Origin of the sequence: Streptomyces sp. S465 (assembly GCF_026898115.1) — a bacterium.
GTDB classification, from domain to species: domain Bacteria; phylum Actinomycetota; class Actinomycetes; order Streptomycetales; family Streptomycetaceae; genus Streptomyces; species Streptomyces luomodiensis.
The window spans coordinates 1,767,235-1,781,173 of record NZ_CP114036.1; the positions used below are offsets into that span (position 1 = coordinate 1,767,235).

Here is a 13,939-nt window from a genome sequence, read left to right on the forward strand (position 1 = left end):
TAGGCGTCGTTCGGTACGCGTCGTTCGGTACGCGTCGTTCGGTACGCGGATCGGGGTCAGTCATCGAGCCGGTCGGCCATGAGCTCGCCCGCCATGATGGTGGCGAGGTTGGTGTTGGCCCGCGGCACCGACGGGAAGACCGAGGCGTCCACCACCCGCAGCCCCGTCACGCCCAGCACCCGGCACGCTGGGTCGACGACCGTCTCGGGTGCGTCCGGCGCGCCCATCCGGCAGGTGCTCGTGCCGTGCTGCGCGTCGACGACGGTGGCCAGCAGGTGGTCGTCGAGGTCGGCGTCGCTCGCCAGCACCTCGAACAGCGGCCGGTTCGCCTCTTCCAGCGATCCGCCGAGGATGGCGGCGGTCTCCTCGCGGCGGCCCAGCTCGACGAGGGTGCGCACGCCCTCCCTCAGCGGGGCGAGATCGCGTTCGTCCGACAGCATCCTCTGGGCGACGCGCGGATGCGCCGAGGGGTCGGTCGAGACCAGGGTGAGCTCTCCGCGCGAATGCGCCCGGTTCAGCCAGACGCCGTAGGCACCGGCGTGTGTCCCGGTGTCCGCGGTGGCCATCGCCAGCACGTTCTGGTTCATCGACGCGAACAGCAGGTCGTTCGTGTGCGTACCGGCCTGGCTGGACCAGCGCACACAGACGTTGGTGTGCCGGTCGTGCGCGGAGGTGATGGCCGCTTCGGGCCGCAGGGGCAGGGAGAGCAGCACCATCGCGTGGTCCTGCATGCCGTGACCGACCGGGAGCTCCTGGCGGACCTCGATGTCCAGCGCCCGCAACCGATCGGCGGGGCCGATGCCGGAGCGCAGCAGGATCGCCGGCGAATGGATCACCCCCGCGCTCAGGACGACCTCGTCCGCGTGCTCCGTGACGGCCACGCCGTCGATCACCGCGCGCACACCGACGGCGCGGTCCCCCTCGAAGACGACGGTGTCCACGAGGGCGTCGCCGCGGATGGTGAGGCCGGGCAGGGCACGAGCCGGTTCGAGGTAGCCGTCGTTGACGCTGACACGACGCGCGTCACGGGAGTTGATCGGGTACGGCGACACACCGGTGGCGCCGGGGGCGTTGACGTCGGGGGCCCAGCCGAACCCCGCGGCGAGGGCCGAGTCGGCCAGGGCGCGGTCGACGGCGCCCCAGGCCTCTTCCGGCATCCGGTGGACCGGGGTGGGCCCGCCGCGACCGTGGTGGGGCTGGTCGCCGAAGTCCTCGTCGTCCTCGAGCCTGGCGAAGTACGGCAGGACATCGCCCGGCGCCCACCCGTGGCATCCCAGCCGGGCCCACTCCTGGAAATCCTCCATCGGCGGCCGGATGGCGATCTGGCCGTTGATGGACGAGCTTCCGCCGACTCCCCGGCCACGCCAGTACGGCGCCTGGGGCTGTTTCTCGGTCCGTGCGGAGTCCAGACCGGCCCAGACCAGAGGCGCCGAGACGGCGGGATCCATCAGCGCCACCGCCGGATTCGGCGAGCGCCATACCTCCGGCATCTGGGCCGAGCGGTAGTCGGGGCCCGCCTCCAGCAGCAGCACCCGCCTGCCCCGGCCGGCGGCGCGGGCGGCGAGCACCGCACCCGCCGAGCCCGCGCCGACCACGATGAGATCCCAGCCGCGTTTCGCCATGTCTTCACCCTTGAATACGGAAACCGAATGCGGGAACGAACGTCTTGCGTCGGCACGTCCGGCGCGGATGGCTGTAATCTGGCGCACCCCATAACGTTCAGTCAAGGGTGAACGTTCAGTCTTTTCTGTACGGGAGAAGTCGATGCCGCATGCCGCCGACGACGGTGAAGCCACCGACCACAGCCGGCTGATCGAGGACTTCGGCCTTCGGATCGGGCGCGCGATGGGGTGGCCCCCCATGGCCGGACGCCTGGCGGGCATCTTGATGCTCAGCCCGGCTCCCATGACGCTCTCCGAGCTCCAGCACGCACTCGGTGCCAGCAAGGGCTCGGCATCGGAGATGACCCGCCTGCTGATCACCCACGGCACGGTCGACCGCGTCAAGGTCCCCGGCGTCCGGCAGGCCGTGTACGCCTGGCGCGACGACGCCTGGGCCGGCTGTCTGCACCACCAACTCGACCAGACCAGGCTGCTCCTGGAGCTCGCGGAAACCGCCCGGGACCACAGCGGCCGCCTCGCGCCCACCCAGCGGACACGACTGCGTGACATGCACGCCTTCTACGACTTCATGGTGCGCCAGCTCGAGGGCGTGCTCGACACGTACAAGCGGCGACTGCGCACCCCCGACGGGCACGAGCCCAGGTGAGTCACCCGCGAGACCTCAGAAGAGCTCAGGCGTAGCGGAAGGCCCCGTCGCCGCCCCGAGGACGCGCGTCTGGTGACAGCCGTAGGCGAAGACCGGGACGCCGGACCTGCTCGCCGGGGCGAAGATGTGCCGTCGATGGGCGTACCGCACGGCGACGGTGAGGCCCGCACGGGCTCCGCCCAGCGCCGCCGCGCTCAGGCAGAGCTTCCCCGTGGTGACGCGCTGGATGGACCCGTGCCATACCTGACGCCACGGGCGGCGATCGGCGTATCCCGAACGGTGGGGATCAGATGAGGGTTTCGCCGCCGTCGACGGTGATGACCTGCCCGGTGACGTAGGTGTTGGCCATCAGGAACAGGGCCGAGGCGGCGGCTTCCTCGGCGGTGCCGAAGCGGCCGAGGGGAACGGCCGAGCCGGCGGCGGCGACCGCGTCGTCGGAGTCCAGCCCCGGCAGCGAGCGCAGGAGCGGGGTGTCGATCCGGCCGAAACGGACGGCGTTCACGCGCAGCCGTGCGGGGGCGAGCTCCACGGCGAGCGCCCTGGTGAGGGTCTCCACCGCACCGACCACCGACAGCGGGGCGGTCATACCGGGCGCGGGGCGGACCACGAGGATGCCCGAGCTGAAGGTGAGCGAGCCCCCCGCGGGAAGCCGGGTCGCCGCCATGCGGGCGGTGGTGAAGGCCGCCCCGAGACGGGAGTCGACGGCCGCGCGGATGTCGTCGGCCGACAGCTCGGTCAGGGGGCCGACGCCCGTGAGGCCGCCCGCGGTGACGAGCACATGGTCGACCTGGCCCGCCGCGTCGAAGGCCGCGGCGAGGGTCCGCTCGTCCCCGCCGTCGCCGGCCACGGCCAGCACGGCGTCCTCGGGAGCCTCGGCCGGGCCCGCGCTCCGCACCCGGGAGACGGCGGCCTCCAGCCGGTCGGGGTCGCGGCCGACCAGCACGACGCGGGCGCCGATCGAACGCAGCAGGACGCCCGCCGCCAGCCCGATGCCCGAGCTGCCGCCGATGAGGACGGCGGTCGCGCCGGAGAGGGCGCTCGTCAGGGGCGGACGAACGGGAATGGGGCCATGGGGGGTGGTCGGGGTCGCAGTGCTCAAGGGAGCGCCTCTCTGAAATAAACCATCTGGTTGTTTTATTGCTGCCCCGATACTGCCGCCTGGGAGGAAGGGAGTCAACCGGATGGTTTAATTTCCGCATGGCCTATGACGCGGAGGACACCAGACGGCGGATCTTCGCCGCCGCCACCGCCGAGTTCGCCGAGTACGGCCTCGCGGGGGCCAGGGTCGGCCGGATCGCGACCGCCGCCAGGGCCAACAAGCAGGCCATCTACCTGTACTACGGGAGCAAGGAGCAGCTGTTCGCCGCCGTCCTGCGGGCGAAGCTGGAGGAGGTCCGCGTCTCCATCTCCTTCGATCCCGACGCGGTGGCCGAGTCGGTCGGGCAGCTCTTCGACTGGTACCAGGAGCACCCGGAGCTGATCAGGCTGCTGCTGTGGGAGGCCCTGGAGGCGTCCGGCGAACCGGACGGGAGCGAACCGGATGAGAGCGAACGGGAGCGCCGCGCCGGTTTCCGCGCGAAGGCGCACCATCTCGTGGCCGGCGGCGTGGTCCGCCACCTCCCCGAGGACGCACGCGTCCGCGCCGCCCAGGACCTGCTGTTCACCTTCATGGGACTGATCGCCTGGAACTTCGCGGTGCCCAAGATGTGCCGCATGATGCTGGACGAGGAGACCGACCGGGCCGCCCTGGCCCGCCGCCGCGCAACGGTCGTCGACGTCGCCCGCAGGCTCGCCGCTCCCCAGGACACCCGCTGAGCGGGGTCCCGGAGCGGAAACCGGCTTTGGCGCGCAAACGGGAGCCGGTACCGCGTTGCGGTACCGGCTCGCGGCGGCCGCGGGGGCGTGGGATCAGTGGTCCGCGACGACGCCCGACAGCTCGTTGGTGCTCTTCGGCAGGGTCACGGACGCGAGTTTCTCGCCCGATGCGAGGTCGATGGCGTGCACTTGGCGCTTGCTCGGTTCGGACACGTAAGCGGTGTGGTCGCGGACGAAGAGGGTGGGCCTGGTCTGCTGCCAGTCCAGCGGCTCCTGCCACTCGTCCACGGCCGGGATCTTCTTGTCCACCTTGCCCGTTTCCGGGTCGATGACGTGCAGGACGCCGTTGGTGCCGAGGACGAGCGCCTCGCCGTGGGGGCCACGGGCGAGCGAGCGGAACGAGTAGCTGGTGCCCAGGTCGACCAGGCGCAGCCGCGCGGTCTCGGTGTTGATCAGCGACACGCGGTTCGGCCGCTCCAGCTCCGCCTCCGGGTCGGTCTTGTAGTCGCCCAGGAGAATCGGCGACTCCTCGCTGCCCGCCTGGTTGCCGATGCGGCCGTAAGGGTCGGGGGCGTCGGCCTTGGTGAACTCACCGTCCTTGTAGATCAGGACGCCGTCCTCGCAGCCGACCGCGACGGCCTCGCCCTTGGCCGCGGCTTCGCCGTGCACACCGGGGCAGTTCTCGCTGCGCCTGGTCTCCTTGTTGTGCTTGTCCAGGACGAGGACGCCGGTGCGCTTCTCCTCGTCGCCGAGGGTGGTGAGGAGTTCGCCGTCGCTCAGTTCGATGGCGACGCCGTGGTGCGGCTCGGCGGAGGTGTAGGTGCGCCCCTCCGGCTTCTTGCCGCTGCCGAGGTCCTCGGGGTCGAAGACGTTCACCTGGCCGGTGCCGTCGGTGAACAGGACCGTCCGGCCGGCGTGCCGTACCACGTGGCCGGGCTTGGCACCCTCGTACCGGATGTCGGTGAGGGTCTGTTCGGCGGCGTTCATGACGCGGAAACCGCTGTCGGTGGAGACGATGACGTGGGAGTCGTCGCCCGCGGGGTTGACGCGGTTGAAGCCGGGCAGCTCGATCGTCCTGGCCAGCTCCAGGCTCTTGCCGTCCAGGACGTACAGTCCGCCGTCGAACGTGGCGACCAGCGGGTCCTTGATCTCGGCGGCGCTGGTGCCCGGTGTGTCCTTCGCCTTCGCGCCGGAGGAGTCGGAGGAGGTGTCCTCGCCGCCGCAGGCGGTCAGGACCGCGGACATCGCCAGGGCGAGCGCCGTCCCCGTGAGGGCTCTTGTACCTATCGGGTTGTTCACCGGTGTGTTCCTTTCCGGGCCGCCGGGTGGCGGCGTCAGGTGGTCAGGCGTCGGTCAGGCCGTCGGCCATGGCGGTGGTGTTGGCGCGCATCATCTCCAGGTAGGTGCCGGCGCCCTTGCCCTTCTCCGTCAGCGACTCGGAGTAGAGCTCGACGACGCGCACCCCGCCGCCCAGTTCGGTGCGCAGCACCTCGGCCAGCCGGTTGGGCTGGGAGGAGTCGGCGAAGACGGTGCGCACCCCGGCCTTTCGCATGGCCTGGGTGAGTGAGCGCAGATCGGAGGAGCTGGGGGACGCCAGCGTGGTGCCGCTCGGGATCACCGCGCCGATCACCCGGAAGCCGAAGCGTTCGGCGAGGTAGCCGAAGACGTGGTGGTTGGTCACCAGCGCGCGCCGCTCCCGGGGGATGCGGTCGAAGGACCTCTCCATCCAGGTGGTGAGGCCGGCGAGGCGTTGGCGGTAGCGGGCGGCGTTGTGCCGGACCGCTTCCTCGTTCACGCCGTCCACGTGCTCGATCACCCGCTCGGTGATCAGGCCGGCGGCCTCGCGCACCCGGTCCGGGTCGGTCCAGAAGTGCGGGTCGGGCTGCCCGGTCCCCTCCTCGGGCCCGCCGTCGTCGTGTGCCTGGAAGGTGAGCGGGTGCACCGCCTTGCCGACCTCGAAGGTGGCCACCCCCGACGCGCGGGCGGCGTCCACATGGCGCAGCACGTTCTCCTCCAGCCCCAGCCCGTTGAAGACCACGAGATCGGCGCGCTCCAACTCGGCGGCCTGCACGGCCGACAGGCCGAAGGAGTGGGGGTCGGCGTTCGGCTTCATCAGGACGCTGACCTCGGCTTCGTCGCCGACGATCTCCCGGGTGATGTCGCCGAGGATGTTGGTCGTCACCACGACCCGCGGCTGGTGGCCACCGCTGGTACAGGCGGTGGCGAGACCGGCCGGGACCAGGGCGAGCAGGACCAGCAGCAGGGTGCGCGCCCGCGTCGCGCGCGCCGCTTTCGTCGGCGTCCTCATCGTCCGGTCTCCACCATCAGGGCCGGCGCGATGTCCAGGTCGAAGGAGCGCGCGATGCGCAGCTTGTCGTTGTAGTCGATCTCGTACACCCGTCTGCCCGACGGGTCGTTGAGGTAGGCCCGGCTGCGGTCGACCTCGATGACCGGTCCGGCGGCCCCTTCGGCGCCGGCCTCGGGGACGTCCGCCAGGAGCGGTTCGGTCCTGGACACCTGTTCACCGGTGGCGGTGTCGTAGCCGTGGAGTGCTCCGTCGGACTCCAGGACGAGCAGCGGGGAGCCTTCGCCCGCGGTGTTGGCCGCGACGACGGGCCCGGTCCCCACCCGCGTCCATGCGCGCTCCGTGACGTCCAGGACCCACACGGCCCGGTCCCCGGCCGGCGCCGTGAGCGTGTCGCTGCCGGGGCGGAGGCGGAAGGCCGTGGCCCGCTCCCGCTCGGGCACGTCCTCGCCGTACGGAATCCGCTCCGCCGTGAACGTGCCGTCGGACTCCCGGACGAGCAGCGCGCCGTCCGCGCATCCGAGCACCACTCCGCGCCGGGTGACGGCGTCGCCGCGCGGGTCCTCGCACTCCGCGTCCAGTGTCGCGACGCGCTTGCCCGCGCGGTCGTGCACCACGACCTTCGTGGCCCCGCCGGTGTCGGTGAGGGCGAGCAGATGCTCCGCGTACGGCACGACGGCACCGGCGTGTGTGCCGGGCAGTGTGCGGGACGATCCGGCCTCGCCCTTCTCCAGGCCGGCCCGCCGGTAGAGGCGGGTCCGGCCGTCCCGGCCGGTCACCGCGGTCACGGCGGCGTCGCTGCGGACCCGGGTGCCGGGGCCGCCGGGGAGCCGGCCGACGTCGCGTATCGCCGCGCGGTAGTAGTGCACATGGTCGCCGTGGTCCACCATCCAGGCGCCGGTGTCCAGGACCCGGGTGTTCCCCGCGGTGTGGAAGTAGCCGAACCGGCCGTCGGTGGTGAGTTCGGCGGTGCCCGTCGTCCGGGATGTCCGGTGGCGCTTTCCGGTGATCAGGTCGAGTACCCGGGTGTCACCGGTCTTCGGATCGCTGAGCACCAGTCTCGACTGCTGCTCGGCGGCCTCCTGCGCCCCTTCGACATACCCGTGGGGGGTGGATGAGGAGGGGCTGGTGGCCGGCGCGGCCGCGTCGTCGTCCTGGCCGGCGCAGCTCGTGGCGCACAACGCGACGAGCACGAGCGCGGCCGGCGTCCAGGCGGTGGGCTTTCTTCGGAGCTTCAAGGGAATGTCCTCGGGATCGGCGAAGGAGTGTGCTCGGGGTGCGCTCAGCCGGTGGTCCGGGCGGGGGCGGCGGTGCGGCCCGCGCGGCGGTGGCGGAGGCCCGAGGCCAGGTGGGAGAGGAAGAACAGGCTCACCGCGAGGGCCGAGACGGTCGCACCGGCCGCGGTGCTCAGGTGCCAGGACAGCAACAGGCCGCAGAACGTGGCGGTCATGCCCAGCAGCGCCGCCAGGACCATGACGCCGCGCACGCTGCGCGCCCATGGCAGCGCGGCCGCCGGCGGGGCGATGAGCAGGCCGAGGACCAGCAGCGTCCCGACGATGTGGAAGGAGGCCACGATGGCCAGCGCCAGCAGTCCCAGCAGCACACAGTGGGCCAGCCGGGGGCGCAGGCCGAGCGTCCGGGCCTTGCGCGGGTCGAACGCCAGGGCGAGGAAGGCCCGGTGGCCGAGGACCGAGACGGCCAGCGCCAGCAGCAGTGCCAGGCCCAGGAGCGCCAGGTCCTGTTCGCGCACGGCGAGGACGTCACCGAAGAGGAAGCCGGTCAGGTCCACCGCGAAGGACTGCGAACGCGACACGATGATGACGCCGAGCGACAGCATGCCCACGAAGAGCAGGCCGATCCCGGTGTCCTGGGACAGCCTCGGGGCGCGGCCGAGCGCGGTGACTCCTGCCGTCATGACGGCCGCGCTCACCACCGCCCCCACCAGCAGGTTGCCGCCGAGCAGCGCGGCGAGCGCGACTCCCGGCAACAGCCCGTGGGACATGGCGTCGCCGAGGAAGGCCATCCCCCTGAGCACCACCCAGGTGCCCGCCAGGGCGCAGATCGCCGACACCAACATCCCGCCCCACAGGGCTCTTTGCACAAAGGTCGCCTCAAAAGGGCCCGTCAACCACTCCACACCCGCACACTACAATGAAAATCATGTTCAATACAGTCTCGCCGACCGCCGCCCGGGACCGGACGCCCCGCGTCCGCATCACCGAGCTGTACGCCGGCTATCCCGGACGCCCCGTTCTGCACGGACTCAGCGCCGACATACCGGCATCGGCCACGACGGCGCTCATCGGTCCGAACGGAAGCGGGAAGTCCACGCTGCTCGGCGTCATGGCGGGGGTGCTCGAACCCACCTCGGGAGAGCTGCGGAGCGACGGGGACCGGCCACCGGCGTTCGTTCCCCAGCGCGGTGCCGTCGGTGACGCGCTGCCGCTGACGGTCCGGCAGACCGTGGAGATGGGGCGCTGGGGTGAGCGCGGACCGTGGCGCCGGCTGACCCGGCGGGACCGCGCGACGGTGGAGGCCGCGATGGAACGGCTGGGCATCTCCGGCCTCGCGACCCGGCAACTCGGAGAGCTGTCGGGCGGACAGCGTCAGCGCGCCCTGATCGCCCAGGGGCTCGCCCAGGAGTCGGATCTGCTGCTGCTGGACGAGCCGACCACGGGACTGGACCCCGAGGCCAGGGACCGGATCGCCGCGCTGCTGGGGGAATTGGTCGCCGACGGGGTGACGGTCGTCCAGGCCACACACGACCTGGAGGCCGCGCGCGCGGCGGACGCCTGTCTCCTGCTCCGCGACGGACACCTGGTGGGACAGGGCAGCCCCGAGCGGCTTCTCACCCCCTCGACACTCGCCCAGGTCTGGCAACCGGCCTGACGCCACGGGTACGTACGCCACGGGTACGTACGCCACGGCCGGGGCGGCTGGTCCCAGGCCGCCCCGGCCGTCGTATCCGCGCCGACGGGCGCGGACAAGGTGGTGGCCACCGGGCTAGCGCACCGCCTCGGAGACGGTCGGCGCGGTGCGGGGCGACGGCGGCAGCGCGGCACGGTCCGCCTCTTCCCTCGCCGCCGCGTCCCAGGTCTCCTGGGTCGTCAGGGTCGCGACCAGGCCCAGCAGTCCATAGACGCTGAACAGGGCGGCGGGCCCGGCCCAGCCGGTGGCGGAGTAGAGCGCGGTGGCGATCATGGGGGTGAAGCCGGAGACGACCGCGGAGAGCTGGTAGGCCAGCGACGTTCCGGCGGTGCGCGTCTTGGTGGCGAAGAGTTCGGAGAACCAGGCGCCCTGGACACCGGCCAGGGAGTTCTGGCAGACGGCGTAGCTGACGGCGAAGGAGACCAGGACCAGGGCGGCGGTCTCGGTGTTGACCAGCAGGAACATCGGAACGCCCCACAGCAGCGTCACCACGCAGCCCAGCAGGTACACCGGGCGGCGCCCCACCCGGTCGGACAGCCGCCCCCACAGCACGGTGGCGGCGATGCCGAGGGCCGAGGCGGCCACCAGGGCGGTGAGGCTGACATTGCCCGAGACATCGGGTGCGTCGCCGTCGTCCAGGTAGGACAGCACGAAGGTGACGGAGACGGCGTAGCCCGCGGTCTCCGCGCACCGGAGGCAGAAGGCGCGCAGCACATTGTGCCAGTCCTCGCGGAGGACCTCCAGCAGCGGGTTCTTGGCGACCTCGCCGGACTGCTGGATCTGCTGGAACTCGGGCGACTCGTCGATCTTGAGCCGGATGAGGATGCCCACGACGATCAGGACCGCGCTGAGCAGGAACGGCACGCGCCACGCCCAGGTGTCGCTCAACGTGTGGGTGCTGAAGAGGAACGCGAGGTTGGCGAGCAGCAGCCCGACCGGGAAACCTGCCTGGGTGATGCCCGTGTACAGGCCGCGCCGGCGCCAGGGCGCGTGCTCGAACGTCATCAGGATCGCCCCGCCCCATTCGGCGCCGAAGGCGAGTCCCTGGATCACGCGGACGGCCACCAGCAGGATCGGCGCCCAGGTCCCGACCATCTGATAGGTGGGCAGACAGCCGATCAGGACGGTGGCGATGCCCATGATGAGCAGCGAGCCGACCAGGACGGGCTTGCGGCCGATGCGGTCTCCGAGATGGCCGGCGATGATGCCGCCCAGCGGACGGGCGGCGAAGCCGATGCCCAGCGTCGCGAACGACAGGAGCGTCGCGGACATGGGGTCCGAGTCGGGGAAGAACACATCACCGAAGTACAGGGCGGCGGCCGTACCGAAACCGATGAAGTCGTAGGTCTCGATGGTCGCGCCGATCCCGCATCCCACTGCGACTCTCAGGCGCTCGGGCGACCCCTGGGCCGCCTGGTCCGACGGTATGAAGCCGGCCATACCGATCCTCCTTGATCGTGGGCGGGGCGACTGTCCCGAACCGAAGCCAGCCATCCCTGTCGGCTGTCGTCTGTTAACAGTCGAGAGCGATGCTGTGCCCCGAAGGAAGCGGTGTCAACCCTTCCGGCAGCGGAATCTGCGACGCCACCTCGGGCGATCGACGGGGTGGGGCCGGCCGCCGCGGGGAGCGGACGCGCCGCCGTAGCCTCTCCGCAGCCTCTTCGAGCCCGGCCGTCAGCGGCTCTGGCTCTCTCGCGGGAGACCGCGCTGGAGGTCCCGTTGGCGACCTAGCCGGAAACCTCGCTCGAGACGCCGTCGGAGACATCGCCGGAGACATCGTTGGAGACATCGTCGGAGACCTCGCGTCCGAGGCCGAGCCGGCGCACGGCAGAGGTCATGTGCGTGTGCAGGACCTTCTGGGCCGCCGCCGCGTCCCCGCGTTCGATCGCGTCGACGATCGGCACATGGGCCGACGCGGACATGGCCACCTGACGGTACTCCTCCGCGGCGCTCACGATCACCACACGGATCGGCCCCTCCAGGTGGCGCCACGTCCTGAGCAGCATCGAGTTGCCGGAGAGCTCACAGAGCAGCAGATGGAAGGCGAGGTCCGCCTCGACCTTCACCTCGAGGTCCGCACCCTCCTCGGCGGCCCGCATGTGCTCCAGAGCCCCGCGCAGGGCCTCGGCGGCCGCTTCCCGCCGCGCCGACGCGACGATCTGCGCCACCGCGAGGCTCTCCAGCGCCTCCCGGACCTGGAACAGCTCACCGACCTCCGTCGGAGTGAGCCGCGAGACCCGCAGCATCCCCCGCGAACCCGCGGTGACCAGCCCTTCCTGCTGGAGGTGGCGCAGGGCTTCGCGCACCGTGCCACGGCTCACGGACAGCCGCTCGGCGATCTCCACTTCGCCGAGGTGATCACCTGGGCGGTACTGCCCCGTGGTGATGGCCGTGCGCAGCGCCGCGAGCGCGCGCTCACGCAGCGTCATCGTGCGGGTGAGACTGGAAAGCGCCTGACCAGCCACGATAGGGCCCCCTTCGGCTACACGAACGATCAGCGTAGCGCAGAGGTGTCACGTGTTGACAGTCGGCAGCCGAGGCGGAGGCTCCCGTTCGGGTCTCACCAACGTTGACTGTTGACAGTCAACGTTACGGGACCGTAAATGGTCGTGACACCGAGAAGTAAGAGCGAGGTGATCCCCATGGCGGGGTCCGGCCGACTGGGCTGTTCCACCATTTCCTTCCGGGCGCGTCCGCTGCCCGACGCCCTCGCGGCCATCGCCGGGCTGGGCCTGCCCGAGGCCGACCTGGGGATGCTCCCCGGAGTCTGCGAGCACGCGCCGCTGCGGCCCGGACCGGACGACGTCCGGCGGCTGACGGACCTCGCCGCCGAGCACGGCATCCGCTGGCGGAGCCTGAACACCGATCCCGCGGACATCAACAGCCCCCGGCTGCACCCCCGCGTCTGGCGGGAGTCCATCGAGCTGCTGGCCCGCGCCACCGCCGGGGTCGGCGCCCGGTTCCTCGCCGTACCCAACGGCCGCCAGCGGCACCAGCCGTTGGGACCGAGCCTCGAGGCCGACCTGGCCACGGTGGTCGCCCGGCTGCACGAGGCGGGCGAGATCGCGGCCGAACACGGCGTACGGCTGCTGGTGGAGGCGCCGCACGTCTACCGGCTGTGCCGGGACACCGACCGCTCGGATCTGCTGCTGGACCGGCTGGACCCGGAGCGCTGCGGGCTGATCTACGACGTCAGCCATGTCGTCGCCTCGGGCGGCGACGCGGTGGGCTGGGCCCGCACGGTGGCGGACCGGGTGGACCACGTCCACCTGCGGGACGCCCGCCCCGGCGACATCAACCTCAGCGTCGGCAACGGGGAGGTGGACTTCGAGGCCCTCATCGACGCGCTGGAGTCGGCGGGATACCAGGGCCACTACACGCTGGAGCTGGAGACCCACGACGTGGCCGAGACCGACCGCGAGGCCGTCGCCGTGCGCTCCGCCGCCCGGATCGAGGCGGCGCTCGGCCGGGCACGGCCGGCGGAGCCGGCCTCATGACGCCGATGTTCCTCAACGACCCGGCCGACGCCGTCCACGAGATCGGAGGCGGCTCCGGGCACAAGCCCGCCTTCGCCTCCCCGCCCGCGCACACCGCGCTCGAGACGATCCGCGCCGCCGACCACGGCAGCGGGGTGCTGTGCCTGCTGGGCAACTGCTCCGAGCCGGAGTCCCCGGGCGGCGGCTCCGCCCGCAAGGTCGCCAAGATCTCCGACGTCGAGAGCCGTTACGCCAACGGCGGCTCCGGCAGCCGCTGAACTCCTGCCCCTCCCCGCTCCCCTATCCCGTACCCCCTCGTACCCCTTCCCCGCAGAAAGGCCCTTCGCCATGCCCGCTTCCCCCGCCGTCGTCCGCACCGCCGTCGTCACCGGCGCCGGTTCCCAGCGCGGCATCGGCCGCGCCACCGCCCACCGGCTCGCCGCCGCCGGATACGAGATCGCCGTCCTCGACCTCGACGAGGCGGCCGCCAAGGAGGCCGCCGCCGAGATCGCCGAGCGCCACGGCGTACGTGCCCTCGGGGTCCGGTGTGATGTCACCGACCGCGCTTCCGTCGACAGCGCCGTCACCGGGGTCGAGGGGGCACTCGCGCCGATCGGCGCGCTGGTCAACAACGCCGGGATCACCGACCCGAGCCGTTTCCTGGACATCGAACCCCACGTCTGGCGCAAGATCTTCGCGGTGAACGTGGACGGCACGTACCACGTCACCCAGCGCATCGCGGGCGGCATGGTCGAGCGCGGCTTCGGACGGATCGTGAACCTGTCGTCCGTCAGCGCCCAGCGCGGCGGCGGGGTCTTCGGCGGCTCCCACTACTCCGCCGCCAAGGGCGCGGTCCTGGGCCTGACCCGTGCCGTCGCCCGCGAACTCGGCGGCACCGGGGTCACCGTCAACGCGGTCGCGCCCGGTCTCATCGACACGGACATCACGGGTGGGGCGCTCGTCGGCGAGCAGCGCGCGAGCGTCCTGTCCACCATCCCGGCCGGCCGCGCGGGCAGCGCCGACGACGTCGCCGTCACGATCGCGTTCCTCTGCACTCCGGAGGCCGAGTACCTCACCGGCACGACCGTGGACATCAACGGGGGATCGCATATCCACTAGGCACGGCGAGCGACCGGCGCGGAGGGAC

14 protein-coding genes are annotated in these 13,939 nt (G+C 71.8%); 6 read left to right on the top strand and 8 right to left on the bottom strand.

Translation table 11 applies throughout. The annotated features are described in order from the left end of the window. Positions 1–56: 56 nt before the first annotated feature. The gene (locus N6H00_RS07510; protein ID WP_268970800.1) at positions 57–1,622 is read right to left on the bottom strand and encodes a GMC family oxidoreductase; all 1,566 of its coding nucleotides are present in this window, start codon (positions 1,620–1,622) and stop codon (positions 57–59) included. Between the two features lie 142 nt (positions 1,623–1,764). Here N6H00_RS07510 and N6H00_RS07515 point away from each other — a divergent pair, with 142 nt between their 5' ends. Beyond that, on the top strand, positions 1,765–2,268 hold the full coding sequence (locus N6H00_RS07515; RefSeq protein ID WP_268970801.1) for a GbsR/MarR family transcriptional regulator: 504 nt from the start codon (positions 1,765–1,767) through the stop codon (positions 2,266–2,268). A 286-nt stretch (positions 2,269–2,554) separates the two neighbouring features. On the opposite strand, the gene N6H00_RS07520 is transcribed toward N6H00_RS07515, so the two are convergent. Beyond that, on the bottom strand, positions 2,555–3,367 hold the full coding sequence (locus N6H00_RS07520; protein ID WP_268970802.1) for an SDR family NAD(P)-dependent oxidoreductase: 813 nt from the start codon (positions 3,365–3,367) through the stop codon (positions 2,555–2,557). 98 nt (positions 3,368–3,465) lie between these two features. Between N6H00_RS07520 and N6H00_RS07525 the strand changes: the two genes are divergently transcribed. Further along, a complete protein-coding gene (locus N6H00_RS07525) occupies positions 3,466–4,083 on the top strand; it encodes a TetR/AcrR family transcriptional regulator (protein WP_268970803.1) in 618 nt (205 codons plus the stop codon). A gap of 93 nt (positions 4,084–4,176) precedes the next feature. Here N6H00_RS07525 and aztD read toward each other — a convergent pair whose 3' ends face one another. From aztD to aztB, 4 genes are all read right to left on the bottom strand, one after another. Continuing rightward, positions 4,177–5,328, bottom strand: a complete 1,152-nt coding sequence (gene aztD / locus N6H00_RS07530; RefSeq protein WP_268976867.1) for a zinc metallochaperone AztD — start codon at positions 5,326–5,328, stop codon at positions 4,177–4,179. A 97-nt stretch (positions 5,329–5,425) separates the two neighbouring features. Beyond that, positions 5,426–6,391, bottom strand: coding sequence for a zinc ABC transporter substrate-binding protein AztC (aztC, locus tag N6H00_RS07535; RefSeq protein ID WP_268970804.1), 966 nt, complete (start codon positions 6,389–6,391; stop codon positions 5,426–5,428). Beyond that, complete coding sequence (locus N6H00_RS07540; RefSeq protein WP_268970805.1) at positions 6,388–7,626, bottom strand: hypothetical protein; 1,239 nt, start codon at positions 7,624–7,626, stop codon at positions 6,388–6,390. The genes aztC and N6H00_RS07540 overlap by 4 nt, the downstream gene beginning before the upstream one ends. 44 nt (positions 7,627–7,670) lie before the next feature. Then, complete coding sequence (gene aztB / locus N6H00_RS07545; protein ID WP_268970806.1) at positions 7,671–8,525, bottom strand: zinc ABC transporter permease AztB; 855 nt, start codon at positions 8,523–8,525, stop codon at positions 7,671–7,673. A gap of 14 nt (positions 8,526–8,539) precedes the next feature. Here aztB and aztA point away from each other — a divergent pair, with 14 nt between their 5' ends. After that, a complete protein-coding gene (gene aztA, locus N6H00_RS07550; RefSeq protein ID WP_268970807.1) occupies positions 8,540–9,277 on the top strand; it encodes a zinc ABC transporter ATP-binding protein AztA in 738 nt (245 codons plus the stop codon). A gap of 114 nt (positions 9,278–9,391) precedes the next feature. Here the strand turns inward: aztA and N6H00_RS07555 are convergent, their stop codons facing one another. Further along, positions 9,392–10,756 (bottom strand): MFS transporter, encoded by a 1,365-nt coding sequence (locus N6H00_RS07555; protein ID WP_268970808.1) that lies wholly within the window; start codon positions 10,754–10,756, stop codon positions 9,392–9,394. A gap of 287 nt (positions 10,757–11,043) precedes the next feature. After that, positions 11,044–11,745, bottom strand: a complete 702-nt coding sequence (locus tag N6H00_RS07560; RefSeq protein WP_268970809.1) for a GntR family transcriptional regulator — start codon at positions 11,743–11,745, stop codon at positions 11,044–11,046. A gap of 180 nt (positions 11,746–11,925) precedes the next feature. Here N6H00_RS07560 and N6H00_RS07565 point away from each other — a divergent pair, with 180 nt between their 5' ends. From N6H00_RS07565 to N6H00_RS07575, 3 genes are all read left to right on the top strand, one after another. After that, on the top strand, positions 11,926–12,813 hold the full coding sequence (locus tag N6H00_RS07565) for a sugar phosphate isomerase/epimerase family protein (protein ID WP_268970810.1): 888 nt from the start codon (positions 11,926–11,928) through the stop codon (positions 12,811–12,813). Beyond that, on the top strand, positions 12,810–13,070 hold the full coding sequence (locus tag N6H00_RS07570; RefSeq protein WP_268970811.1) for a hypothetical protein: 261 nt from the start codon (positions 12,810–12,812) through the stop codon (positions 13,068–13,070). Before N6H00_RS07565 ends, N6H00_RS07570 begins: the two co-directional genes overlap by 4 nt. 70 nt (positions 13,071–13,140) lie before the next feature. After that, positions 13,141–13,911 carry an SDR family NAD(P)-dependent oxidoreductase gene (locus tag N6H00_RS07575; protein ID WP_268970812.1) on the top strand — a complete coding sequence of 257 codons (771 nt, stop codon included), beginning with the start codon at positions 13,141–13,143 and terminating at the stop codon, positions 13,909–13,911. Positions 13,912–13,939 lie beyond the last annotated feature (28 nt).

What these genes read in the sequence shown, in the direction of transcription:
- N6H00_RS07560 (WP_268970809.1), bottom strand. Translation starts at nt 11,745, where the DNA reads ATGACGCTGCGTGAGCGCGCGCTCGCGGCGCTGCGCACGGCCATCACC.
- N6H00_RS07510 (WP_268970800.1), bottom strand. Translation starts at nt 1,622, where the DNA reads ATGGCGAAACGCGGCTGGGATCTCATCGTGGTCGGCGCGGGCTCGGCG.
- N6H00_RS07575 (WP_268970812.1), top strand. Translation starts at nt 13,141, where the DNA reads ATGCCCGCTTCCCCCGCCGTCGTCCGCACCGCCGTCGTCACCGGCGCC.
- aztA (WP_268970807.1), top strand. Translation starts at nt 8,540, where the DNA reads ATGAAAATCATGTTCAATACAGTCTCGCCGACCGCCGCCCGGGACCGG.
- N6H00_RS07515 (WP_268970801.1), top strand. Translation starts at nt 1,765, where the DNA reads ATGCCGCATGCCGCCGACGACGGTGAAGCCACCGACCACAGCCGGCTG.
- aztC (WP_268970804.1), bottom strand. Translation starts at nt 6,391, where the DNA reads ATGAGGACGCCGACGAAAGCGGCGCGCGCGACGCGGGCGCGCACCCTG.
- N6H00_RS07555 (WP_268970808.1), bottom strand. Translation starts at nt 10,756, where the DNA reads ATGGCCGGCTTCATACCGTCGGACCAGGCGGCCCAGGGGTCGCCCGAG.
- N6H00_RS07570 (WP_268970811.1), top strand. Translation starts at nt 12,810, where the DNA reads ATGACGCCGATGTTCCTCAACGACCCGGCCGACGCCGTCCACGAGATC.
- aztD (WP_268976867.1), bottom strand. Translation starts at nt 5,328, where the DNA reads ATGTCCGCGGTCCTGACCGCCTGCGGCGGCGAGGACACCTCCTCCGAC.
- N6H00_RS07525 (WP_268970803.1), top strand. Translation starts at nt 3,466, where the DNA reads ATGGCCTATGACGCGGAGGACACCAGACGGCGGATCTTCGCCGCCGCC.